Origin of the sequence: Mesorhizobium sp. M2E.F.Ca.ET.209.01.1.1 (assembly GCF_004010375.2) — a bacterium.
GTDB lineage: Bacteria > Pseudomonadota > Alphaproteobacteria > Rhizobiales > Rhizobiaceae > Mesorhizobium.
This window is the reverse complement of the sequence record NZ_SADP02000013.1, coordinates 142,254-164,695: the sequence shown is the minus strand read 5'-3', so window position 1 is coordinate 164,695 and position 22,442 is coordinate 142,254. Positions and strand designations below refer to the sequence as shown.

The 22,442-nt window shown below is 64.2% G+C and carries 26 protein-coding genes; 18 read left to right on the top strand and 8 right to left on the bottom strand.

Going from position 1 to position 22,442, the window contains the following annotated elements; genetic code table 11:
* Positions 1 to 119: 119 nt before the first annotated feature.
* From hslU to hslV, 4 genes are read right to left on the bottom strand one after another with little or no spacing between them, the layout of a single operon-like run.
* Positions 120 to 1,430, bottom strand: a complete 1,311-nt coding sequence (gene hslU, locus EN852_RS23240; protein WP_127877325.1) for an ATP-dependent protease ATPase subunit HslU — start codon at positions 1,428 to 1,430, stop codon at positions 120 to 122.
* A 5-nt stretch (positions 1,431 to 1,435) separates the two neighbouring features.
* Positions 1,436 to 2,032 carry a DUF2585 domain-containing protein gene (locus EN852_RS23235; RefSeq protein ID WP_042637556.1) on the bottom strand — a complete coding sequence of 199 codons (597 nt, stop codon included), beginning with the start codon at positions 2,030 to 2,032 and terminating at the stop codon, positions 1,436 to 1,438.
* A gap of 4 nt (positions 2,033 to 2,036) precedes the next feature.
* Positions 2,037 to 2,564, bottom strand: a complete 528-nt coding sequence (locus tag EN852_RS23230; RefSeq protein ID WP_127877323.1) for a GNAT family N-acetyltransferase — start codon at positions 2,562 to 2,564, stop codon at positions 2,037 to 2,039.
* A 23-nt stretch (positions 2,565 to 2,587) separates the two neighbouring features.
* A complete protein-coding gene (gene hslV, locus EN852_RS23225) occupies positions 2,588 to 3,139 on the bottom strand; it encodes an ATP-dependent protease subunit HslV (RefSeq protein ID WP_127877321.1) in 552 nt (183 codons plus the stop codon).
* A 217-nt stretch (positions 3,140 to 3,356) separates the two neighbouring features.
* Here hslV and hisB point away from each other — a divergent pair, with 217 nt between their 5' ends.
* The 9 genes from hisB to coaA all read left to right on the top strand — a co-directional run bounded on the left by hisB (position 3,357) and on the right by coaA (position 9,143).
* A complete protein-coding gene (gene hisB, locus EN852_RS23220) occupies positions 3,357 to 3,953 on the top strand; it encodes an imidazoleglycerol-phosphate dehydratase HisB (protein ID WP_127877319.1) in 597 nt (198 codons plus the stop codon).
* Positions 3,954 to 3,956: 3 nt separating this feature from the next.
* A complete protein-coding gene (locus EN852_RS23215; protein WP_127877317.1) occupies positions 3,957 to 4,430 on the top strand; it encodes a DUF2628 domain-containing protein in 474 nt (157 codons plus the stop codon).
* A 1-nt stretch (position 4,431) separates the two neighbouring features.
* Entirely contained in the window at positions 4,432 to 5,082 is a 651-nt protein-coding gene (gene hisH, locus EN852_RS23210) for an imidazole glycerol phosphate synthase subunit HisH (RefSeq protein ID WP_127877315.1), read from the top strand.
* A 1-nt stretch (position 5,083) separates the two neighbouring features.
* Positions 5,084 to 5,374: a DUF1330 domain-containing protein gene (locus EN852_RS23205; RefSeq protein WP_127877313.1), complete on the top strand. Its 291-nt coding sequence runs from the start codon at positions 5,084 to 5,086 to the stop codon at positions 5,372 to 5,374.
* Positions 5,375 to 5,377: 3 nt separating this feature from the next.
* The gene (hisA, locus tag EN852_RS23200) at positions 5,378 to 6,121 is read left to right on the top strand and encodes a 1-(5-phosphoribosyl)-5-[(5-phosphoribosylamino)methylideneamino]imidazole-4-carboxamide isomerase (protein WP_127877311.1); all 744 of its coding nucleotides are present in this window, start codon (positions 5,378 to 5,380) and stop codon (positions 6,119 to 6,121) included.
* Positions 6,121 to 6,960 (top strand): arginase family protein, encoded by an 840-nt coding sequence (locus EN852_RS23195; RefSeq protein ID WP_127877309.1) that lies wholly within the window; start codon positions 6,121 to 6,123, stop codon positions 6,958 to 6,960. Before hisA ends, EN852_RS23195 begins: the two co-directional genes overlap by 1 nt.
* Positions 6,957 to 7,751 carry an imidazole glycerol phosphate synthase subunit HisF gene (gene hisF / locus EN852_RS23190; RefSeq protein WP_189546112.1) on the top strand — a complete coding sequence of 265 codons (795 nt, stop codon included), beginning with the start codon at positions 6,957 to 6,959 and terminating at the stop codon, positions 7,749 to 7,751. The genes EN852_RS23195 and hisF overlap by 4 nt, the downstream gene beginning before the upstream one ends.
* 71 nt (positions 7,752 to 7,822) lie before the next feature.
* Positions 7,823 to 8,146: a phosphoribosyl-ATP diphosphatase gene (locus EN852_RS23185; protein WP_127877305.1), complete on the top strand. Its 324-nt coding sequence runs from the start codon at positions 7,823 to 7,825 to the stop codon at positions 8,144 to 8,146.
* 37 nt (positions 8,147 to 8,183) lie between these two features.
* The gene (gene coaA / locus EN852_RS23180; protein WP_127866801.1) at positions 8,184 to 9,143 is read left to right on the top strand and encodes a type I pantothenate kinase; all 960 of its coding nucleotides are present in this window, start codon (positions 8,184 to 8,186) and stop codon (positions 9,141 to 9,143) included.
* Positions 9,144 to 9,181: 38 nt separating this feature from the next.
* Here coaA and EN852_RS23175 read toward each other — a convergent pair whose 3' ends face one another.
* Positions 9,182 to 10,357, bottom strand: coding sequence for a glycosyltransferase family 87 protein (locus EN852_RS23175; protein ID WP_246694355.1), 1,176 nt, complete (start codon positions 10,355 to 10,357; stop codon positions 9,182 to 9,184).
* A 226-nt stretch (positions 10,358 to 10,583) separates the two neighbouring features.
* On the opposite strand from EN852_RS23175, the gene EN852_RS23170 reads away from it, so the two are divergent.
* The 3 genes from EN852_RS23170 to EN852_RS23160 are packed head-to-tail and all read left to right on the top strand — an operon-like array spanning position 10,584 to position 13,692.
* Entirely contained in the window at positions 10,584 to 11,621 is a 1,038-nt protein-coding gene (locus EN852_RS23170; protein ID WP_127877303.1) for a glycosyltransferase family 2 protein, read from the top strand.
* Positions 11,622 to 11,674: 53 nt separating this feature from the next.
* Positions 11,675 to 12,109 (top strand): GtrA family protein, encoded by a 435-nt coding sequence (locus tag EN852_RS23165; RefSeq protein WP_127877300.1) that lies wholly within the window; start codon positions 11,675 to 11,677, stop codon positions 12,107 to 12,109.
* The gene (locus tag EN852_RS23160) at positions 12,106 to 13,692 is read left to right on the top strand and encodes a hypothetical protein (protein WP_127877298.1); all 1,587 of its coding nucleotides are present in this window, start codon (positions 12,106 to 12,108) and stop codon (positions 13,690 to 13,692) included. The genes EN852_RS23165 and EN852_RS23160 overlap by 4 nt, the downstream gene beginning before the upstream one ends.
* Here the strand turns inward: EN852_RS23160 and EN852_RS23155 are convergent.
* The 3 genes from EN852_RS23155 to EN852_RS23145 form a co-directional block, all read right to left on the bottom strand.
* Positions 13,659 to 14,315 (bottom strand): alpha-ketoglutarate-dependent dioxygenase AlkB, encoded by a 657-nt coding sequence (locus EN852_RS23155; protein WP_127877296.1) that lies wholly within the window; start codon positions 14,313 to 14,315, stop codon positions 13,659 to 13,661. The genes EN852_RS23160 and EN852_RS23155 overlap by 34 nt on opposite strands.
* Positions 14,316 to 14,405: 90 nt before the next feature.
* Positions 14,406 to 14,843 (bottom strand): alternative ribosome rescue aminoacyl-tRNA hydrolase ArfB, encoded by a 438-nt coding sequence (gene arfB, locus EN852_RS23150; RefSeq protein ID WP_127866806.1) that lies wholly within the window; start codon positions 14,841 to 14,843, stop codon positions 14,406 to 14,408.
* 83 nt (positions 14,844 to 14,926) lie between these two features.
* The gene (locus tag EN852_RS23145; RefSeq protein ID WP_127877294.1) at positions 14,927 to 16,537 is read right to left on the bottom strand and encodes a phosphoenolpyruvate carboxykinase; all 1,611 of its coding nucleotides are present in this window, start codon (positions 16,535 to 16,537) and stop codon (positions 14,927 to 14,929) included.
* 341 nt (positions 16,538 to 16,878) lie between these two features.
* On the opposite strand from EN852_RS23145, the gene EN852_RS23140 reads away from it, so the two are divergent.
* The 6 genes from EN852_RS23140 to ahcY all read left to right on the top strand — a co-directional run bounded on the left by EN852_RS23140 (position 16,879) and on the right by ahcY (position 22,380).
* Positions 16,879 to 17,580: a response regulator transcription factor gene (locus EN852_RS23140; RefSeq protein ID WP_095819116.1), complete on the top strand. Its 702-nt coding sequence runs from the start codon at positions 16,879 to 16,881 to the stop codon at positions 17,578 to 17,580.
* 117 nt (positions 17,581 to 17,697) lie between these two features.
* Positions 17,698 to 19,482, top strand: coding sequence for a sensor histidine kinase (locus EN852_RS23135; RefSeq protein WP_127877292.1), 1,785 nt, complete (start codon positions 17,698 to 17,700; stop codon positions 19,480 to 19,482).
* Positions 19,483 to 19,492: 10 nt separating this feature from the next.
* A complete protein-coding gene (locus EN852_RS23130) occupies positions 19,493 to 19,954 on the top strand; it encodes an HPr kinase/phosphorylase (RefSeq protein WP_127877290.1) in 462 nt (153 codons plus the stop codon).
* 164 nt (positions 19,955 to 20,118) lie between these two features.
* Positions 20,119 to 20,520, top strand: coding sequence for a PTS sugar transporter subunit IIA (locus EN852_RS23120; protein WP_027166957.1), 402 nt, complete (start codon positions 20,119 to 20,121; stop codon positions 20,518 to 20,520).
* Positions 20,517 to 20,813: an HPr family phosphocarrier protein gene (locus tag EN852_RS23115; RefSeq protein WP_041000039.1), complete on the top strand. Its 297-nt coding sequence runs from the start codon at positions 20,517 to 20,519 to the stop codon at positions 20,811 to 20,813. Before EN852_RS23120 ends, EN852_RS23115 begins: the two co-directional genes overlap by 4 nt.
* Before the next feature lie 166 nt (positions 20,814 to 20,979).
* The gene (gene ahcY, locus EN852_RS23110) at positions 20,980 to 22,380 is read left to right on the top strand and encodes an adenosylhomocysteinase (protein WP_127877286.1); all 1,401 of its coding nucleotides are present in this window, start codon (positions 20,980 to 20,982) and stop codon (positions 22,378 to 22,380) included.
* The last annotated feature ends 62 nt before the right edge of the window (positions 22,381 to 22,442 follow it).

Genomic DNA, 22,442 nt, shown 5'->3' with positions numbered 1-22,442 from the left:
GTCGAGAGAAGGCTACCAACTGCCCCCAAGAATGGTGGCCAGATGCCTCCATTTGGCCACACCCAAAGTTGGTCGGCCGGGCAAGTCGGGCCGGCGCTGAGGCGGCCCGACTTCAAAAGTCAGAGGATGAAGCGCGACAGGTCGGTGTTGCGCGACAGGTCGCCGACATGCTTCTCGACATAGGCGGCGTCGATGGTGACCGCCGTGCCGTTGCGGTCCGGCGCATCATAGGAGATCTCGTCCAGCACGCGCTCCATCACCGTCTGCAGGCGCCTTGCGCCGATGTTCTCGACGCTGGCGTTGAGGTCGACGGCGATGCCGGCCAGCGAATCGATGGCGTCGTCGGTGAAGGTCAGTTCGACGCCTTCGGTCTTCATCAGCGCGATATACTGCTTGAGGAGGCTCGCCTCGGTCTCGGTGAGGATGCGGACGAAATCCGACTTCTCCAGCGCGCGCAGCTCGACGCGAATCGGCAGGCGGCCCTGCAGCTCCGGCAAAAGGTCGGACGGCTTGGAAACGTGGAAGGCGCCGGATGCGATGAACAATATATGGTCGGTCTTGATCGGCCCGTATTTGGTCGCGACCGTCGTGCCTTCGACCAGCGGCAGCAGGTCGCGCTGCACGCCCTCGCGCGACGGGCCGCCCGAAATGTCGCTCCGGGCCGCGATCTTGTCGATCTCGTCGAGGAAGACGATGCCGTCGTTCTCGGCCGATTCCAGCGCCCGGCGCACGACCTCGTCCTGGTCGAGCAGCTTGTCGGACTCGTCGTTGACGAGCAGCGCATAGGAATCGCGGACCGTGGTCTTGCGGGTCTTGGTCCTGCGGCCGCCCATCGCCTTCGACAGCATGTCGTTGATGTTGAGCACGCCGACATTGCCGCCGGGCATGCCGGGGATCTCGAAGCCTGGCATGCCGCCGGTGCCGGTGTCGGCCACCTCGATCTCGATCTCCTTGTCGTCGAGCTCGCCATCGCGCAGCTTCTTGCGGAAGCTATCGCGGGTGGCCGGGCTCGCCGTCTTGCCTACGAGGGCTTCCAGCACGCGCTCCTCGGCGTTGATCTGGGCACGCGCCGCGACGTCCTCGCGCATCTTTTCGCGGGTCAGGCCGATGGCGACCTCGACGAGATCGCGCACGATCTGCTCGACGTCACGGCCGACATAGCCGACCTCGGTGAACTTCGTCGCCTCGACCTTGACGAAGGGGGCGCCGGCGAGCCGCGCCAGGCGGCGCGAGATCTCGGTCTTGCCGACGCCGGTCGGGCCGATCATCAGGATGTTCTTCGGCATTACCTCTTCGCGCATCTGGCCTTCCAGCTGCTGGCGGCGCCAGCGGTTGCGCAAGGCAATGGCCACGGCGCGCTTGGCGTCCTTCTGGCCGATGATGAAGCGGTCGAGTTCCGAAACGATTTCGCGGGGAGAAAAGGTGCTCATATTACTCAAATTCCACTTTGCCACTGCCTGATGGACTCGAACGGATGCAGCAGCATGATCACGTTGAGCGTCAGATTGTCCCGGATGATGTAGCCCGTGCCGAGCTCGAAGATGAGCGCCAGGGCCACGATCACCCATATAGGTAGCTTTCGCGCCATCACAAATCCCAGCGCCATGAACAGCGTGTCGGACACCGAGTTGATGATCGAGTCGCCGTAATAGTTGAGCGAGATCGTGCCGGCGCGGTAGCGCTCGATGATGAAGGGGCTGTTCTCCAGGATTTCCCAGCCGCCTTCGATGAGGACGGCGAAGGCGAGCCTCAAGCCCACCGGCGAGCGCGGGAACAGCGCCCAGGCCAGCGCATAGAACAGGAAGCCGTGGATGATGTGCGAGAAGGTGTACCAGTCGGCGATGTGCTGGGAATTCTCCGAGCTGTTGACCACGCCGTGCCAGAGCTTGACGTAGCCGCAGGTGCAGATCGGCGGATGCCCCATGCCGTACAAGGTACCCGCCTGGAAGACGATCAAGGCGAGCACGAGCAGCAGGCCCATGCGCCAGCTGTCCTCATAGGCGGAAAGCGTCTTGTCCTCGGGCGCGGTCATTCGGTCAGTCCCCCAGATTCTCGTCGTCGTCTTCGTCCGCATCGACGGCCATAAGCACGACGTCCCCATATTGCGAATGCCTGCGGCCGATCGGCCTGAAGCCGGCCTTCTCATAGGCGCGGATGGCGCGGCCATTGCCGGGATGCGGGTCGATGATGACGCGCGGCGCGCCTTCCTCGAACAGCTCCTCGACAAACTGGCGCAGGATGGCCGAGCCATGGCCGATGCCGACCAGCTCCGGCGGGCCGATCGTGAGATCGACGCCCAGCGTGCCGAAAGGCTGGTCGGCATAGGGATGGTCGTCCTCCATATGCGGGTCGTAGCTCTGCAGATAGGCGATCGGCCTGCCATCCAATTCGACGATCAGCGGCTCCACCGAGACCGAATCCATATGCTCGCGGATGTCGGCGATTTCCTTGTCCGGATCGTCCCACCACTCAGCGACATGCGGCTCGCGCAGCCACCTGCCGATCATCGGCAGATCCTTCTCGGTGACCGGCCGAAAATCGTAGCTATGCTCCTGGTCGGCCATGATCCTCTCCCCGATCATGGACCTCAGGCGGCATCGAGCGTTTCGACGACGAAATTGTTGTTGGTGTAGACGCAGATGTCGGACGCGATCTGCATGGCCTTGCGGGCGATCTCCTCCGCGTCCTTGTCGGTGTCGATCAGCGCGCGGGCCGCGGCCAGCGCGTAATTGCCGCCGGAACCGATGGCCATGACGCCATGCTCGGGCTCCAGCACGTCGCCATTGCCGGTCAGCGCCAGCGAGACCGACTTGTCGGCGACCAGCATCATGGCTTCCAGCCGGCGCAGATAGCGGTCGGTGCGCCAATCCTTGGCGAGCTCGACACAGGCGCGCGTCAGCTGGTCGGGATATTGCTCGAGCTTGGCTTCGAGCCGCTCGAGCAGGGTGAAGGCGTCGGCGGTAGCGCCGGCGAAGCCGGCAATGACGCTGCCGTCCTTGCCGATGCGGCGCACCTTGCGGGCGTTGCCCTTCATGATGGTCTGGCCAAGGCTGACCTGGCCGTCGCCGGCGATCACGACCTTGTTGCCCTTGCGCACGCTGATGATGGTCGTGGCGTGCATGCTGAGTTCATTCGACATTTTTAGCTCCGATGCGCGCTATCCCTTGAAAAGGCGATTGGCGCGGTACGAGTGAGTTGGATCGGCCATATGTATGCACATGGCGAACGATTGCAAACCGCCGTCCGACAAGGCCGAATAGCGGCTGGAATGGAAACTGGCAATCGCCGGATCATGCTGATAGAAGGCTCTCGTTTTCCAGCCCGGAGCCTCTAAACCAGGCAACAAGGACAGAGCGATGACGCGTTCGGCCGAAGTCAGCCGCAAGACCAAGGAAACAGAGATTTCGGTCTCCGTCCATGTCGACGGCAAGGGCAAAGCCGACATCTCGACCGGTGTCGGCTTCTTCGACCACATGCTCGACCAGCTGTCGCGGCATTCGCTGATCGACATGACGATCAAGGCCAAGGGCGACCTGCATATCGACGACCACCATACGGTCGAGGATACCGGCATCGCGATCGGCCAGGCGCTGAGCAAGGCGCTTGGCGAGCGGCGCGGCATTATGCGCTACGCCTCGATCGAGCTTGCCATGGACGAGACGCTGACCAGGGCTGCGATCGACGTTTCCGGCCGGCCCTTCCTGGTCTGGAACGTCGGCTTCTCGTCGCCCAAGATCGGCACGTTCGACACCGAACTGGTGCGCGAGTTCTTCCAGGCGCTGGCGCAGAATGCCGGGATCACGCTGCACGTGACCAACCATTACGGCGCCAACAACCATCATATTGCCGAGACCTGCTTCAAGGCCGTGGCGCGCGTGCTGCGGGCAGCACTCGAGCCAGATCCGCGCCAGCCGGATGCCGTGCCTTCCACCAAGGGATCGCTGAAAGGATAGGCTATGGCGATCTATGTCGTGATGCAGCCGCCGGCGGACAACAAAGCCGAGGACGTCCGTTTCGTGCGCGACAGCTTCACCTGGCTGGGTTTCCTGTTCTCGCCGCTCTGGCTCGCCTGGAACCGGCTGTGGATCGAGGCGGCCCTGACTTTCGCCGTCATGGCGATCCTGTCGGTGGCCGGCGAGAGGCTCGGGCTTGAAGGGGCCGGATCGCTGCTGTCGCTGTTGGTCTCGCTCTATATCGGCTTCGAAGGCCAGTCCCTGCGCATCGCTTCGCTGCGGCGGCGCGGCTGGCGCGAATGGGGCGTGGTCGAGGCCGGCAATCTCGCCGATGCCGAGACGCGCCATGCACTGGAAGCCGGCGAGGAGAGCGAGGAGCAGCCAGCCCTGCCGCGTATCGTGCCGGATGCATCGCTGGCGCGCCCGCCGCAAACCGGCATGGCGCTGGGACTGACCCATACGCCTGGAAGGCCCTGACATGCGGGTAGCCATCATCGATTACGGCTCGGGCAATCTGCGCTCGGCCACCAAGGCCTTCGAGCGCGCGGCGCGCGAGGGAGGCATTGCCGCGACGATCGAGCTGACGGCCGATGCCGAGCGGGTGCGGTCCGCCGACCGCATCGTGCTGCCGGGCGTCGGCGCTTATGCCGATTGCGCCGCCGGCCTGCACGCGGTGCCAGGCATGTGGGAGGCGGTCGAGGAAGCGGCGCTTCGTAAGGGGCGGCCGTTCCTCGGCATCTGCGTTGGCATGCAACTGATGTCGCAACGCGGGTTGGAAAAGACCATCACCAAGGGCCTTGGCTGGATCGCCGGCGACGTCAAGGAGATCCGGCCCTCCGACCCAACGCTGAAAATCCCGCAGATCGGCTGGAACACGATCGAGCTTGTCCGCCCGCATCCGCTGTTTTCCGGCATCGAGACCGGCCCGAAAGGGCTGCATGCCTATTTCGTCCATTCCTATCATCTGGAAGCGAAGAATCCGGATGAGGTGCTGGCGGTTGCCGACTATGGCGGCCCGGTGACGGCGGCGGTCGCCCGCGACAACCTCGCCGGCACGCAGTTCCATCCCGAGAAGAGCCAGGCGCTCGGCCTGGCGCTGATCACCAATTTCCTGAAATGGAGGCCCTGAAATGAGCAGGAAGGGCTATTGGATCGCGCTGGTCGACGTGCACGACCAGGAAACCTATAAAAAATACATCGAAGCCAACGCCAAGGCGTTCGCCAAATATGGGGCGAAGTTCATCGTTCGGGCGGGGCACTATGAGAATCCCGAAGCGCCGACGGGGAACCGTCATGTGGTGGTGGAGTTCGATTCCGACGACACGGCGGTGGCCTGCTACCAATCCCCGGAGTATCAGGAGGCGTTGAAGCACAGGCTCGCCGCTTCGACCGGTCATTTCGTCATCGTCGAGGGCGCCTGACCCATGATCCTGTTTCCGGCAATAGACCTCAAGGACGGCAAATGCGTGCGCCTGAAACACGGCGACATGGCCACCGCCACCATCTACAATGACGACCCTGCCGCGCAGGCAAAGGCCTTCGAGGACCAGGGCTTCGAGTGGCTGCATGTCGTCGACCTCAACGGCGCCTTCAAGGGCCAGAGCGTCAACAGCGCCGCGGTCGGGGCCATCCTCAAGGCAACGAAGAACCCGGTGCAGCTCGGCGGCGGTATCCGCACCCTGCCGCAGATCGAGGACTGGCTGGATCGCGGCCTTGCCCGCGTCATCCTCGGCACGGTCGCCGTGCGCGAGCCAGAGCTGGTCAGGCAAGCCTGCAAGGCTTTCCCGGGCAAGGTCGCCGTCGGCATCGACGCCAAGGGCGGCAAGGTCGCCGTGGAAGGCTGGGCCGAGGCTTCCGAGCTCGGCGTCATTGAGCTCGCCAGGAAATTCGAGGGCGCCGGCGTTGCCGCCATCATCTACACCGACATCGACCGCGACGGCGTGCTGACCGGCATCAACTGGGATTCGACGATCAGCCTCGCGGAGGCGGTTTCCATTCCCGTGATCGCATCCGGCGGCCTCGCCTCGATTGCCGACATCGTGCGCATGACCATGCCCGACGCGAAGAAACTCGAAGGCGCGATCTCCGGCCGCGCCCTATATGACGGACGTATCGACCCGGCCGAGGCGCTGGCGATCTTGCGCGGCGAACGGGCGGAGGCAGAATAGTGAACATTTCGATCATCCTGGCATCCTATGACAGCGGCCATTTCCACAGCGGCTGCGGCCAGGGTCCGGACGCGCTGATTTCCGGCGGATTGGCCGATGCGCTGAAGCTTGCCGGCCACGACGTCGAGGTGAACGACATCGGCAAGGTGGTCGAGGACGAAGATGAGCGCGAGATCGGCACCGGCTTTGCAGTCTGCAACGCCGTTTCAGGCGAAGTCCGCATGGCGCTGGACAAGAAGCGGTTTCCGATCGTGCTGGCCGGCAACTGCCTGACCGCCGCCGGCGCCGTGGCAGGCGCCGGCGCCGACGCCATCATCTGGGCCGACCAGCATGGCGACCTCAACACGCCGGAAACAACCACAACGGGCTTCCTCGACGGCATGGCGCTGGCCACCGTGCTCGGCCTCTGCTGGCGGTCGATGGCGAACCAGATCCCCGGCTTCAAGCCGGTCGATCCGTCGCGCTCCGTCCTGGTCAACGCGCGCGACCTCGACGCCGCCGAGAAGGAACTGCTGGAAAAGCTGCCGATCATCCGGAGCGAATGCCCCGACTGGAAAAGCGCGGCGCAGAGACTGAAAGCCGACGGTGCACGTCAGGTCCACATGCATGTCGATCTCGACGTGCACGATCCCGAGAAGCTGCAGGCCAACCGCTACACCACGCCCGGCGGCCCGGCGCCGGAGCAGGTACGCACGGCAATGTGCGGCCTCGCCGGCCCGCTCACCATCGCCGGGCTCACCATTTCCGCCTATGATCCGGCCTTCGATCCCAAGGGCGACGTGCCGCCGCTGGTCGGCGAGCTGGTGGTCGACCTGCTGTCCACCCTGGAAGGCAAGTGATGCTGAAAGCCCGCGTCATCCCCTGCCTGGACGTCAAGAACGGCCGCGTCGTCAAGGGCGTGAATTTCATCGACCTCATCGACGCCGGCGATCCGGTCGAAGCCGCCAAGGCTTATGATGCCGCGGGCGCCGACGAGCTCTGCTTCCTCGATATCACCGCATCGTCGGACAATCGCGAGACGATCTTCGATGTGGTCGCCCGGACGGCCGAGCAATGCTTCATGCCGCTCACCGTCGGCGGCGGCGTGCGCCAGGTGGCCGACATCCGCAAGCTGCTTCTGGCCGGCGCCGACAAGGTGTCGATCAACACGGCGGCGGTGAAGAACCCGGATTTCGTGACGGAAGCCGCCGACAAGTTCGGTAACCAGTGCATTGTCGTGGCCATCGACGCCAAGAAGGTGTCTGCCGCCGGCGAGGCCGACCGCTGGGAGATCTTCACCCATGGCGGTCGCGAGAAGACGGGCATCGACGCGGTCGACTTCGCCGCACGCATGGTCGATCGCGGTGCCGGCGAGATCCTGCTTACCTCGATGGACCGCGACGGCACGAAGGCCGGCTACGACATCGCGCTCACCCGCGCCGTCGCCGACGCGGTGCGCGCGCCGGTCATCGCTTCCGGTGGCGTCGGAACGCTCGATCACCTGGTCGAGGGCATCCGCGACGGCCATGCTGGTGCCGTGCTTGCCGCCTCGATCTTCCACTTCGGCACCTACTCGATCGCCGAGGCCAAGACATACATGGCCAAGGCCGGCCTGCCGATGCGGCTGGACTCGGCCACCCATCGGGCTTAAAGCATGATCCCGGAAGGTGGGGACCGGTTTTCGGAAAAGATCATGCTTAAACAAGCAGATAGATGACCGACATGGCTCAATTTTCGCTCGCCGATCTGGAAACGATCATCCACCAGCGCGCCCATTCCGGCGACCCGGACTCGTGGACGGCGAAACTGTTCGCCAAGGGTATGAACAAGGCGGCGCAGAAGCTCGGCGAGGAGGCTGTGGAAGCCGTTATCGCCGCCGTCCGCGGCGACAAGCAGGCCCTCGTTTCGGAAAGCGCCGATCTTATATATCATTGGCTTGTCGTGCTCGGCATCGCGGGTGTTCCGTTGGACGACGTGCTGAAGGAACTCGAGGGCCGCACCGGCCGCTCGGGGGTTGTCGAAAAGGCGTCCCGGCCCCGGGGCTGATGACCCCGGGCTGACGGCGAGGAGGGCAGGAAACTCGATGGACCAGCTTGCTCCGACCGAGAAATACTCCCCCTATCGTTTCTTCTCCGCCGAGCAATGGTCGCAGTTTCGCGCCGACACGCCGCTGACGCTGACCGGCGACGAGATCGACCGGCTGCGCTCGCTCAACGACCCGGTCGACCTCGAAGAGGTCAAGCGCATCTATCTGTCGCTGTCGCGGCTGCTGTCGGCCCATGTCGAAGCAAGCCAATTGTTGTTCAAGCAGCGCCGGGCCTTTTTCAATGCACAGGACGTCGTCAAGACACCCTTCATCATCGGCATCGCCGGCTCGGTCGCGGTCGGCAAGTCGACCACGGCGCGCGTGTTGAAAGAGCTCCTGGCGCGCTGGCCATCGAGCCCCAAGGTCGATCTCATCACCACCGACGGCTTCCTGTTGCCCAACGAGATCCTGCGCCGCGAGAACCTCATGGAGCGCAAGGGGTTTCCCGAGAGCTACGATGTCGGCGCGCTGCTGAGATTCCTGTCCGGCATCAAGTCGGCGCAAAGCAGCGTCAGCGCGCCGGTCTATTCGCACCTGACCTATGACGTCATCCCCGGCGAGTTCGTGACCATCGACCGTCCCGACATCCTGATCTTCGAGGGCATCAACGTGCTGCAGCCGGGCAAGCTGCCGAAGGACGGCAAGATCGTGCCGTTCCTGTCCGACTTCTTCGATTTCGCCATCTATATCGATGCCGACGAGAAGCTGATCCACCAGTGGTACATCCAGCGCTTCATGCGGCTGCGCGAGACCGCCTTCCGCAATCCGGACTCCTTCTTCCACCGCTATTCGCAGCTTTCCGAGGATGCCGCGCGCGCCATCGCGGAGGGGCTATGGGCCAATATCAACCTGAAGAACCTGCGCGAGAACATCCTGCCGACCAGGGCGCGGGCCGATCTCATCTTGCGCAAGGGCGCCAACCACCTGATCGAGGAAGTGGCGCTGAGGAAGCTTTGAGGCCCGGGAAGCGCCGGCCGATGACGCGCCCCAATCGACTACGCCGCTGACGGCTCCCGGCGCGGCTGCCTTCCATGGCTTCGCGCCCATATCGAGAAAAACATCCAGCCGGCAAGAAACGACGGCACGAGCACGCCGATGTGGAAACCGGCATTGTTGAGGATATGCGCGACGAACGCGTAGAGCCAGCAGATCGCGAGGACGAGACGGGGTGGTCTCGAAACCATCGTCCAGAGCAGGGCAACCGCCACCGCCACGGCGATCGTGTCGTAGGTATAGCCATAGGGTGTGGCGAGGATCGCAAGAACCGCTGTGAGCACGACCCTTTCACGATGCTCCACCTGCCGGCCTGGCCGCCAGAGCCAGACGACGGCGCCGATGGCGGCGATCGTCGCAATCGCCTGCAGGCCATAGGCAGCCGCGACACCGAGGCCGAGCGCCCGTGCCGTGAAGAAAACGGTTATGGCATTGGCGTGGTAGTGCTGGGGGAAGGGTGCTTCCATGATCCCGGTCATCAGCGGCCGGGTTTGCGTGTAAAACAGCGACCAGACATCGAAGCCGAAAAAAAGGCCCGTGGCCACGGCCACAAGCGCCGTTGTCACAGCGGCCGCGGCGATGGCTCGCCAATTGCCGCCGGCGAGCAGGCAGAACGGGACGAGGATGCCAAGATGCGGCTTGATCGTCAGCAGGCCGAACAGGATCCCCGCCAACACCGGGCGCCTTGGCGCCGCCGCGAGGCCGCCGATCAGCAAGGCGGTCGTCAGCGCGCCGTTCTGGCCGAAAACCGCGTCCCAGATGACGGCGGGGCTCAAGACAATCGCCAGTTCGGCGGCTCCTCCCAGCTTCAGGGGCCGGACCGCCAACCACAGACACACAACGGTGCCAAAGGTCCACACCAGATAGGCGGGAAATATCGGCAGGGTCGCGAGCGGCGCGCCAATCAGCAGGATGCTCGGCGGATAGCTCCATTCCTGGTTTGGGAAACCTGGCCCGAACATGCCACGGAGCGCCGCGCGGTAGGCGTCGACGTCGAACAGCGCGTCGACATGGCCGTCGAGCGCCATTCGGCCACCGGCCCATAGATTGCTGAAATCCCAGTAAGGCAGCGTCTTCGAGAGCACCGACAGGCCGTCCGGGCCAATGGTCCACAATCTGCGCAGGTAGAAGTCGGCCATGCCGGAAGCGACAATCGCCACGACGGTGACTATGGCCACGTCCAAGAGGCTTCGCGACCTGATCCGGCTTGGCTGCATGGCGACCTCGGTCATGGAACCTGTTTAGCGCCGTGCCCTTAAGATCGCGTTGCCGCCGGCATCAGCCGGCCCCTCGCCGTCGGACAAGGCGGCATCGCCGTTCGCTGGGTTCCCATAAGTTAACGGCACCTTAGGCAAATCCGATTAGCTTTCACCCTCAACTCCAGCGGGTGTTCGGGAGGCACCGGTGATCAATGCGGGCAATGCCGAGAGCCGCAAGGCCCCGGTCTATTCTCTGGTCATTCCGATCTTCAACGAAGAGGCGGTGCTGCCGCTGCTGGTGCACCGGGTCACAAGCCTGCTCGATACGCTGGACGCCAGCGCCGAAGCCATTTTCGTCGACGACGGCAGCCGGGACACCAGCGTCATCTTTCTGCGCGGCATGGCCGCCAAGGAACCACGCTTCAAACTGATCGAGCTGTCACGCAATTTCGGCCACCAGATCGCGATCACCGCCGGCATGGACGCGGCCGCGGGCGACGCCGTCATCGTCATGGACGCCGACCTCCAGGATCCGCCTGAAGTGGTGCTGGATCTTATCGCCAAATGGAAGGAGGGCTACGAGATCGTCTATGCCCGCCGCATCAAGCGCGAGGGCGAGACGCTGCTCAAACGGCTGACCGCCAGCCTGTTCTACCGCGTGCTGGAGCAGATGACCTCCGTCACCATCCCGCGCGACGTCGGCGACTTCCGCCTTGTCGGGCGCAAGGCGTTGGAAACCTTCAAGCGCATGCCGGAGCGGGACCGCTTCGTGCGCGGCATGTTCGGCTGGATGGGCTTCAGGCAGGCCGAGGTGGCGTTCGAGCGGCCGGTGCGGGCGGCCGGCGAAACCAAATACCCGTTCTGGAAGATGGTGCGGCTGGCGGTGCACGGCATCATCAGCTTCTCCGACAAGCCGCTGCGTCTGGCCTTGTGGGCCGGTATCGCCGTTTCCGGCGCCGCTGCCTTGCTCGGCTGCTACGCCTTGTTCTCCTGGCTCTTCGTCAGTGGCACCGTCCACGGCTGGACGTCGACGGTGGTCATCATCTCCTTCCTGTCGGGCATCAACCTGTTCATGACCGGCGTGATCGGCCTCTATGTCGGCGGCATCCACGCGGAGGTGAAACGGCGGCCGCTCTATGTGGTGGAGCGGCTGACCGGTTTCGAGGAAGCGATCGCCGCGATGAGCCGCTCCGAGACAACGACGGGCAGGCAGCCCGCGTCGCTCGAACGCCGGTTCGGCTGACCGTGCGGCAACCAGCGACCGACCCAGAAGCGATCCTTGACAGGGCCGACGATATGCCCGTCGAGGCTGGTTGGTTCATCGCCTGGGCCATGGGCCGTTCGGAGTCCGCGCGCATTCTGAGGTTCGCTGCGATCGGCGGCCTGTCGACATTGATCTATGCGGTGCTCACGCTGGCGCTTTCGGCTGGGCATGGCCTCGGGATGCCGGTGACGATTGCCTCGATGGCGGGCTACGGCGCCGGCGCGGTGTTTTCCTATTGCGGGCATCGTTTCGTGACATTCATGTCGGATGGCGCGGTCGGCTTCGAGGTCCCGCGCTTCGCCGTGGCCACCGCCATCGGGTTCCTGCTCTCGCTGGCGCTCGCCGCGGTGCTCACCGATATTGCCGGGCTTTCGCCCTCGGTGCCGGTGGCGCTGTCCTGCGTCTTGGTGCCGGCGCTGAATTTCGTGTTGCTTCGAAAATTCGTTTTCGTGGCGGCCAGTCCATGAGCATGTCGGAACAGGTCGCGACTGCAACGCCGGACGATGCCATGGCGGGGGTCTCCCTCCCCTCCGCGCGAACGCACCATGTCGGGTCTGTCGCCACTTTTGTCATTCTCCTGGCCATCGCTGTCCTATGGCAGGTTCGCTGGGGAACGATCCCCGACACGAGTTGGCTGATCATCATCTGCGAGCGGGTGCTTTCGGGCGAGCGGCTCTATACGCAGGTGCGCGAGGTCAATCCTCCCTTCAGCGTATGGCTCTATCTGCCGCCGGCAGCCATGGCGAAGAGTCTCGGCCTGGCGCCCGAGATCCTTATCCAGGCCTGGACTTACCTCATTGCATTGATCGGCGTCTGGTTTTCCGGCGCGATCGTCAGACGGGCGGGATTTCCCGAGAGGGCCAGCCTGTCCGCTCTCGGCCCGGCCTTCTACGCAGTGCTGGTGATCTTCCCCGGCAATGTCTTCAGCCAGCGCGAGCACCTCGGCGTCACGCTTTTCATGCCTTTGCTGGCGCTTCACGCCTGGCGGGTGCGTAAGGACGCCGAGGCCAAGCCGGGCGCCGCCATCGCGGCTTTTGCTGGCCTTTGCGGAAGCGTCCTGCTGCTGGTCAAGCCTTACTATGCGGTGATGGTGCTGGCCTCGGCCCTGGTCGTCGCGGCGCATCGGCGCAGCCTGAAACCGATCTTCGCGCTGGAGCACTGGGTCATCGGCGGCATTTGCGTCGCCTATCTGGTCGCCGTCCTCCTGGTCTATCCGGAATTCCTGCGCGACGTTTACCCGCTGCTGGTGGAGCTTTACGCGAAAAGCAGCGTCTCCGCGCATGTCATGGCCTATTACGGCTGCGCGTGGCTTTTCCTGGGGTTCCTCGCATTGTGGTCCTGGCCGGTCGGCCGGTTCCCTGAACTGGCCGCCGTAACGCTGGCTGCATCGGCGGCGGCCCTGCTGCCGCTCTTCTATCAAGCCAAGGGCTGGCCCTATCACGCTTATCCCGCGCTTTCCCTGGCTGTCGTGGCCAATCTCTGCCTGCTTGCCCTGCCCCGGATGAAACGCCAATCGGCGGGACTGCTCTCCTATCTGGCGTGTCCGCCGCCGGCACTGCTGTCGCTTGCGATCATGACCGCGTTTGTCTTGAACTGGGTCACGCAAAAGCCGGACAGCGCATTGGTGAACACCATTCGCGCGGCTGTTTTTGAACCTACCGTCGCCACCATCAGTCCGGATCTGGATACGGCGCATCCGCTGAGCCGCATGATCGGCGGGCGATATGTTTCAGCCGGAGCCAATGACTGGGTTGGGCAGGATGCAACGACGCTCTACCTGCAAGCCACCCGCAGCGGCGACACTGCCAGCGCGGTGCGTTACGAGGCGATCATGACGCGCTACGCCGAAGACAAGCGCCAGGCGTTCGACCGCCTCCGTCCGGATCTCATCATCTTTAAGAAGGATGACGGCCCCTGGACACACCGGCTGATCGAGCGTTTCGGCTTCGATCGCTTCCTGGCCGGCTATCGCGTGCTCTTCGAACGAGGACGCCTGCGTATCTATCTGCGCAACGACTATGTGAGGCCCGATCCGCCACCGGCAGGCTGAGCAGGCTCTGCCGGCACCGTCACCCGCCGCAGCGTCAGATTGATGCGGCCGCCATTCTTCAACAGGGCCGATGTGGCGGGATAGATGCGGTCGACGCCATGGAACGCGAGGCGCCCTTCGCCGCCGAGCACGACGACGTCGCCGCTCTTCAGCCTGAACGATTTGGTGCCGCCCTCGCGTGTGTTCTGGCCGACCCTGAACAGGCAGTCGTCGCCCAGCGAGACCGACACAACGGGCGCGTCAAAATCCTGCTCGTCGCGGTCCTGGTGCAGGCCCATTTTGGCATCGGCCGCATAGAAATTGACCAGGCAGGCTTCGGGCGGGTGCGGGTAGGCCGCAACCTCGCGCCACAGTTTCAGCAAGGCTTCGGGGATCGGCGGCCAAGGCTCGCCCGTCACCGGATGCGTCGGCTGGTAGCGATAGCCGCGCTCCTTGTCGGTCACCCAGCCGAGCGCGCCGCAATTGGTCATGCGCACGCTCATCTCCTTGCCGGTGCGCGGCATGGCGGGCACGTAGAGGGGTGCTGCTTGCACCACGCGCCTAATCTCCTCGACCAGCGTTTCCTGCGCGGGGCGGTCTATGTAGCCCGGCATATGGCGGACGCCTTTCGGCAGAACGAGCATGGATCGATCCGATCAATTGGCCCGAGAGCATGCCACTGAAGGAACAGTTCCGCGACCCGAAAACGGCCGCTCGCTGCCTGTATGCTGTTCTCAGTCGCTGTCGACCCGGCCGCGCAGCTTCTTCACCGTCGACCGGCCCGCCTTGCTCTTGAGGCGGCGCTCCACGGCGCCTTTGGACGGCCTAGTCTTCTTGCGCGGCGGCGGTGGCGGCTCGGCCGCCTTGGCGACCAGCGCGGTCAGGCGCGCCCGCGCATCGGCGCGGTTCTGCTCCTGCGTGCGGAACCGGCCGGCCTCAATGACGATGACGCCGTCCTTGGTGGCGCGCTGGCCGGCAAGCTTGATCGCGCGGGCGCGGACCCGCTCGCTAAGCCCCGAAGCGTTCGCCGCGTCGAAGCGCAGCTGCACCGCAGTGGCCACCTTGTTGACGTTCTGGCCGCCGGGACCGGAGGATCGGATGAAATCCTCGTGCAGGTCGCCCGGGTGGATAACCGCTTCGCCGCTTATGATGATGTCATCGTCGCTCGCCATGCATGCACTCATGCCGCGATGGTCGCAAAAAGAAAAGGCCCGGTGTGAACCGGGCCCGGAAAGCAAGGCCACCGAGGCGGCGGCTATTCCGCCGCTTCCTGCAGTCGCGGCGCGGCACCGAGGATGGTCGCGTCGACATGGCGTTCGAACTTCTCGAAATTGGTCGCGAACATGTTGACCAGCTTCGAGGCCTGGCGGTCGTAGCCGGCCTTGTCCGTCCAGGTCGAGCGCGGGTCGAGGATGGCGCCGTCGACGCCCGGAACCGCCACCGGCACCTCGAAGCCGAAATTGGCGTCGGTGCGGAACTCGGCCGACTTTAGCGAACCATCGAGCGCGGCGCCCAGAAGGGCGCGCGTCACCTTGATCGGCATGCGGCGGCCGGTGCCGTAGGCGCCGCCGGTCCAGCCGGTGTTGACCAGCCAGCAATCGACCTTGTGCTCGGCGATCAGCTCGCGCAGCAGATTGCCGTATTCCGAGGGATGGCGTGGCATGAAGGGCGCGCCGAAGCAGGTCGAGAAGGTTGCCTCCGGCTCGGTGACGCCCTTTTCCGTGCCGGCGACCTTGGCGGTGTAACCGGAAAGGAAGTGATACATCGCCTGGGCCGGGGTCAATTTCGCGATCGGCGGCATCACGCCGAAAGCGTCGGCGGTCAGCATGATGATGTTCTTCGGATGGCCGGCGCGGCCGGTCTTCGAGGCGTTGGGGATGAAGTCCAGCGGATAGGCGCAGCGCGTGTTCTCGGTGAGGCTGCCGTCGTTGAAATCCGGCACGCGGCCGGCATCGAGCACGACATTCTCCAGCACCGTGCCGAAGCGCTGCGTGGTGGCGAAGATCTCCGGCTCGGCCTCGGCCGACAGCCTGATGGTCTTGGCGTAGCAGCCGCCCTCGAAATTGAAGATGCCGTGCGGACCCCAGCCGTGCTCGTCGTCGCCGATCAGCGTGCGCGACGGATCCGCGGAAAGCGTCGTCTTGCCGGTTCCGGACAGGCCGAAGAACACTGCCGCGTCGCCGGCCGGGCCTTCATTGGCCGAACAGTGCATGGGCATCACGCTCTTTTCCGGCAGCAGGTAGTTCAGCATCGTGAACACCGACTTCTTCATCTCGCCGGCATAGGACGTGCCGCCGATCAGCACGATCTTGCGGATCAGGTCGACCGCGATCACTGTTTCGGTGCGGGTGCCGTGACGCGCCGGATCGGCGCGGAAGGACGGCAGGTCGATGATCGTCAGGTCGGGAAGGAAGCGCTCGAGTTCGGCGGCTTGCGGGCGGATCAGCAGGTTGCGGATGAAAAGCGAGTGCCAGGCGTATTCGGTGATGACCCGGGTCGGCAGCTTGAGGTCGGCGTCGGCGCCGCCAACCAGGTCCTGGACATAGAGATCCTTGTCCGCCGTATGAGCGCGGAAATCGGCAAGCAGCGCCTCGAACTCACCCGGCGAGATCGCCTTGTTGTTGTCCCACCAGACATGCGGTTCGGTCGCCTCGTGGCGCACGACGAATTTGTCCTTCGGCGAACGCCCGGTGTGCTGGCCGGTCTCGGCGACGAGCGCGCCCTGCGCCGTCAGCCTCGCCTCGCCGCGCCGGATCGCTTCCTCGTAGAGTTCGGCCGCGCCAAAATTGTAGCGCACCACGCCCGTGGTCTTCAGGCCGATCGCGTCAATAGCGCAGTCGGGGTTGCGTTTGCCGGCTTCCGACATCAAATTTCCTCTCTGGATTTGGCCGCATGTGACGGGGGATTTCCCGCAGCCCGCGCCGGGGCTGCCAGGTTCAGAACCAGAAAAGCCAAATGATATCAAATCATTAATCGATTTAAAAAATTTGAAAGTTGTTTAAATCGTTTAGATGTGCAAAAAAACACGGAGATTGCCCAAAGGATTGGCAGACTTCAATCGTCCAATCCCGTTATAGGTGCGATGGTGTGTAGCGGCAGGCCGCCCGTGACTTCGAACAGGGCCCGTGCCACATTTTGTACCCAATTTGTCCTGCAAAAGCCCCTTCTCGACGACAGAAGGGACAGCTCATGAGGGAGCCGCTTGAAATGGCAACAATCGCGCTTGTCGACGACGACCGCAACATTCTGACCTCGGTGTCGATCGCGCTCGAGTCCGAGGGCTACCGGGTCGAAACCTACACCGACGGCGCGTCGGCGCTGGAAGGCCTGGCGGCGCGGCCGCCGAACCTCGCCATCCTCGACATCAAGATGCCGCGCATGGACGGCATGGAGCTGTTGCGCCGCATGCGGCAGAAGTCGGACCTGCCGGTCATCTTCCTGACGTCGAAGGACGACGAGATCGACGAATTGTTCGGCCTCAAGATGGGCGCCGACGACTTCATCCGCAAACCGTTCTCGCAGCGGCTGCTGGTCGAGCGCGTGCGCGCGGTGCTGCGCCGGACCAGCGCCCGCGAGGCGGCGGCCAAGGCGCCCGCCCAGCAGGCCCGCTCGCTCGAACGCGGCCAGCTGGTGATGGACCAGGAACGCCATACCTGCACCTGGAAGGGCGAGCCGGTGACGCTGACGGTGACGGAATTCCTCATCCTGCATTCGCTGGCGCAGCGCCCCGGCGTGGTGAAAAGCCGTGATGCGCTGATGGATTCGGCCTATGATGAGCAGGTCTATGTCGACGACCGCACCATCGACAGCCACATCAAGCGGCTGCGCAAGAAGTTCAAGGCCGTCGACGACGACTTCGAGATGATCGAAACCCTTTACGGAGTCGGGTACCGGTTCCGCGAAGCGTGAGACAGTAAATGGTGAATAGTGAATGGTTCGACAGGGTCGCTCTGTGACTGCCTCAAGCGCCCATCTTTCCATTCCCCATTCACTATTCACCATTCACCAAACAGGGCCTGCTATTCGATGGCAGTGGAAGTAGAGCGAGGCAGACGGGCGGGCGCGGCAAGGCGCCAGTCGCGGATCGTGCCCGCCTTCGTGTCGAGAATCACGGTGCCGATGCGCCGGTTTCTCGGCCATCACATCTTCTCCAGCCTGACGCGGCGCATCCTGTTCCTCAACCTGGCCGGCCTTGCCGTGCTGGTGACCGGCATCCTCTACCTCAACACGTTCCGCGACGGCCTGATCGACGCCCGCGTCGAGAGCCTGATGACGCAAGGCGAGATCATCGCCGGCGCGATCGCGGCTTCAGCGACCGTCGAGACCGATTCGATCAGCATCGACCCGGAAAAGCTGCTCGAGCTGCAGGCCGGCGAGAGCCTGGGGCCGGGATCGGACCAGCTCGACAATCTGGACTTCCCGATCAACCCCGAGCGCGTCGCGCCGGTGCTGAGGCGACTGATCTCGCCGACGCGCACCCGCGCCCGCATCTATGACCGCGACGCGAACCTCCTGCTCGATTCCCGGCATCTTTATTCGCGCGGCCAGATCCTGCGTTACGACCTGCCGCCCGTCGACGAAGAACAGCCCGGCCTCGTGGAGCGGGTCGAGAAGTTCATCTTCGACTTCTTCCGCAACAAGGACCTGCCCGTCTATCACGAGCAGCCCGGCGGCAATGGCGCGGCCTTCCCAGAGGTGGTCAAGGCGCTGACCGGCAGCCCTTCGACCATCGTGCGGGTGAGCGAGCAGGGCGAGCAGATCGTCTCCGTCGCGGTGCCGATCCAGCGTTTTCGCGCCGTGCTGGGTGTGCTGATGCTTTCCACGGAGGGCGGCGACATCGACAAGATCGTCGCGGCGGAGCGCAAGGCGATCCTGCGCGTGTTCGGCGTCGCGGCGCTGGTCACGGCGATCCTGTCGATGCTTCTGGCGTCGACCATCGCCAATCCGCTCAGGCGGCTTTCCGCCGCGGCCGTCAGGGTGCGGCGCGGCGTCAAGAACCGCGAGGAAATCCCGGACTTTTCCGACCGGCAGGACGAGATCGGCAATTTGTCCATCGCTGTGCGCGACATGACAAACGCGCTTTACGCGCGCATCGAGGCGATCGAAAGCTTTGCCGCCGACGTCTCGCATGAATTGAAGAACCCGCTGACATCGCTGCGCAGCGCCGTCGAGACACTGCCTTTGGCGAAGAACGACACGTCTCGCGCGCGTCTGATGGAGATCATCCAGCACGACGTGAAGCGGCTCGATCGGCTGATCACCGACATCTCCGACGCCTCCCGTCTCGACGCGGAGCTCGCGCGTGAGGATGCCGGAACCGTTGACCTGAAGAAGTTCATCACCGATCTGGTCGCGGTCTCGCGCGAGACCACGCGCAACAAGAAGGCCGTCGAGATCGAGCTCAAGGTCGCCAAGCTGCCGGCCGGCGCCAAGGGCTATTTCGTTGTCGGCCATGATCTGAGGATCGGCCAGGTCATCACCAACCTGATCGAGAACGCGCGCTCCTTCGTGCCCAACGAACATGGGCACATAGCGATCTCACTGGCGCGCGCGGGCAAGTTCAACATCGTCACCGTCGACGACAACGGCCCGGGTATCCGGGCCGAGAACATCGACCGCATCTTCGAGCGCTTCTACACCGACCGGCCGGCGGGCGAGGCGTTCGGCCAGAATTCCGGCCTCGGGCTGTCGATCAGCCGCCAGATCGTCGAGGCGCATGGCGGCACGCTGACGGCCGAGAACATTCCCGGCACCAAGCCCGGCGAGATCAAGGGCGCGCGCTTCGTGGTGACGCTGCCGGCGGAAGGCTGATCTGACCGGCATGTCCGACCCTGCCGTGAAGCCTGAAAACATCCATGGAACGGCGATCCTTATCGGCGATCGCGGCGTCCTCATCACGGGGCCGTCGGGCGCCGGCAAGACCACACTGGCGCTGACGCTCATTGACCATTGCCGGGCGCGCGGACTGTTTTCATGTCTGATCAGCGACGACCGGCTGCTTGCCACGGCGCATGGCGGGCGGCTGATCTGCCGCGCGCCGGCCACCATCGCCGGCCTCGCCGAGGTGCCAGGCTTCATTCCATGCCCACTGCCGTTCGAGCCCGGCGGCGTGATCGACCTGCATATCCGGCTCGTGCCAAAGGAAGAAATGGCCCGTTTCCAGGAAGATATCAGCGAGCCGATCGCGGGCTGTCCTGTGCCGCGCATCGATCTTGCCGAGCGCAACGCAGCCTCCGCCGTGCCGGCGGTGATGGCGCGGCTGTCGATCCAGCCTTTTTCATGATCCGGCCCGGGTTTTTTGTTGCGATGCGTCAAAATGGCCCAAGCCGCCGCAATTTTGGGCTTGTCAACCGGCCGCGCGTCGACAAGATAGCGCTCCCGCCGCCTGGAATGGCTGGCGAACATAATATACGCCTGTGAAGCGGCGATGACGGGAGCCACCAGAGAATGATCGGACTCGTGCTCGTGACGCACGGTCAACTCGCCACCGAGTTCCGGCATGCCGTAGAGCATGTCGTCGGGCCGCAAGACAATTTCGAAACCGTGGCCATCGGCGCCGACGACGACATGGAGCAGCGCCGGGCCGACATTGTCGATGCGGTGGCGCGCGTCGATACGGGCGCTGGCGTCATCGTGCTCACCGACATGTTCGGCGGCACGCCGTCCAACCTCGCCATCTCGGTGATGGAATCCGGCCGCACCGAAGTGATCGCCGGCATGAACCTACCGATGCTGATCAAGCTCTCCTCGATCCGCAAAGGCGACAACATGGCCGCCGCGCTCGACGAGGCGCAGGCGGCGGGCCGCAAATACATCAACGTCGCCAGTCAGCTCCTGAGCAGCAAATGAACGCATCGGCGCCGCAGACGGACGAGGTTGTGCGGGAATTCCCGATCATCAATCAGCGCGGCCTGCACGCGCGCGCTTCGGCGAAGTTCGTCCAGGTCGCCAGCGGCTTCGACGCCACCATCCATGTCGAGAAGGACGGCGTGAAGGTCGGCGGCACCTCGATCATGGGCCTGATGATGCTGGCGGCGAGCCCGGGCTATTCGATCCGCGTGATCGCCAGCGGCCCGGAAGCCGTGCCGGCCATGGACGCGCTGGAGCAGCTGGTCGCCTCGCGCTTCGGCGAGGAAATCTAGTCCCCGGCCTCACATTCTGCGCGTCCAAGACATGCGCGCATAAAGATTTCTTTATGTCCCATTGTCGGATGACGACCGATCTGCTAGTCAGGCCGGCAACCGCGCCCTTCCATGTGCCTCCCGGCGCCGGCGCGCCTTTGAGAAAAAATCACACCGGAGCACTGCCATGACGGGTAGCAAGGACTATGTGGTCGCCGACATCTCGCTTGCCGGCTGGGGCCGCAAGGAGATCGAGATCGCCGAAACCGAAATGCCGGGCCTGATGGCCTGCCGCGAGGAGTTCGGCGCCAAGCAGCCGCTGAAGGGCGCGCGCATCACCGGCTCGCTGCACATGACCATCCAGACGGCGGTGCTGATCGAGACGCTGAAGGCGCTGGGCGCCGATATCCGCTGGGCCTCCTGCAACATCTTCTCGACGCAGGACCATGCGGCGGCGGCGATCGCCGAAGCCGGCATTCCGGTGTTCGCCATCAAGGGCGAGTCGCTCCAGGACTATTGGGACTACACCGACCGCATCTTCCAGTGGACCGATGGCGGCACCTCAAACATGATCCTCGACGATGGTGGCGACGCCACCATGTACATCCTGCTCGGCGCGCGCGCCGAGGCCGGCGAGGACGTGCTGTCCAATCCCGCCAGCGAGGAGGAAGAGATCCTGTTCGCCCAGATCAAGAAGCGCCTGAAGGCCTCGCCCGGCTTCTTCACCAAGCAGCGCGAAGCGATCCGCGGCGTCACCGAGGAGACCACCACCGGCGTCAACCGTCTCTACCAGTTGCAGAAGAAGGGCCTGCTGCCCTTTCCGGCCATCAACGTCAACGACTCCGTCACCAAGTCGAAGTTCGACAACAAATATGGCTGCAAGGAATCGCTGGTCGACGGCATCCGCCGCGGCACCGACACCATGATGGCCGGCAAGGTCGCGGTGGTGTGCGGCTATGGCGACGTCGGCAAGGGCTCGTCGGCCTCGCTGCGCGGCGCCGGCGCCCGCGTCAAGGTCACCGAGGTCGACCCGATCTGCGCGCTGCAGGCGGCGATGGACGGCTTCGAGGTGGTCACGCTGGAGGATGCGGCCCCGACCGCCGACATCGTCATCACCACCACCGGCAACAAGGATGTCGTCACGCTCGACCATATGCGGGCGATGAAGGACATGGTGATCGTCGGCAATATCGGCCACTTCGACAACGAGATTCAGGTGGCGGCGCTGCGCAATTTGAAATGGACCAACGTCAAGCCGCAGGTCGACCTGATCACCTTCCCGGACGGCAAGCGGATGATCCTTCTGTCGGAGGGACGCCTGCTCAACCTCGGCAACGCTACCGGGCACCCGAGCTTCGTTATGTCGGCCTCGTTCACCAACCAGGTGCTGGCCCAGATCGAGCTTTTCACCAAGCACGGCCAGTACCAGAACCAGGTCTATGTGCTGCCCAAGCATCTCGACGAGAAGGTGGCGCGGCTGCATCTCGACAAGCTCGGCGCCAAACTGACCGAACTCTCCGGCGAGCAGGCCGCCTATATCGGCGTGACGCCGCAGGGCCCGTATAAGCCGGAACACTACCGCTATTAACCAAAGCGAAATTATCTACCAGATATTGAAGCCGGGTGGTTGACTTTCCGCCCGGCTTTATT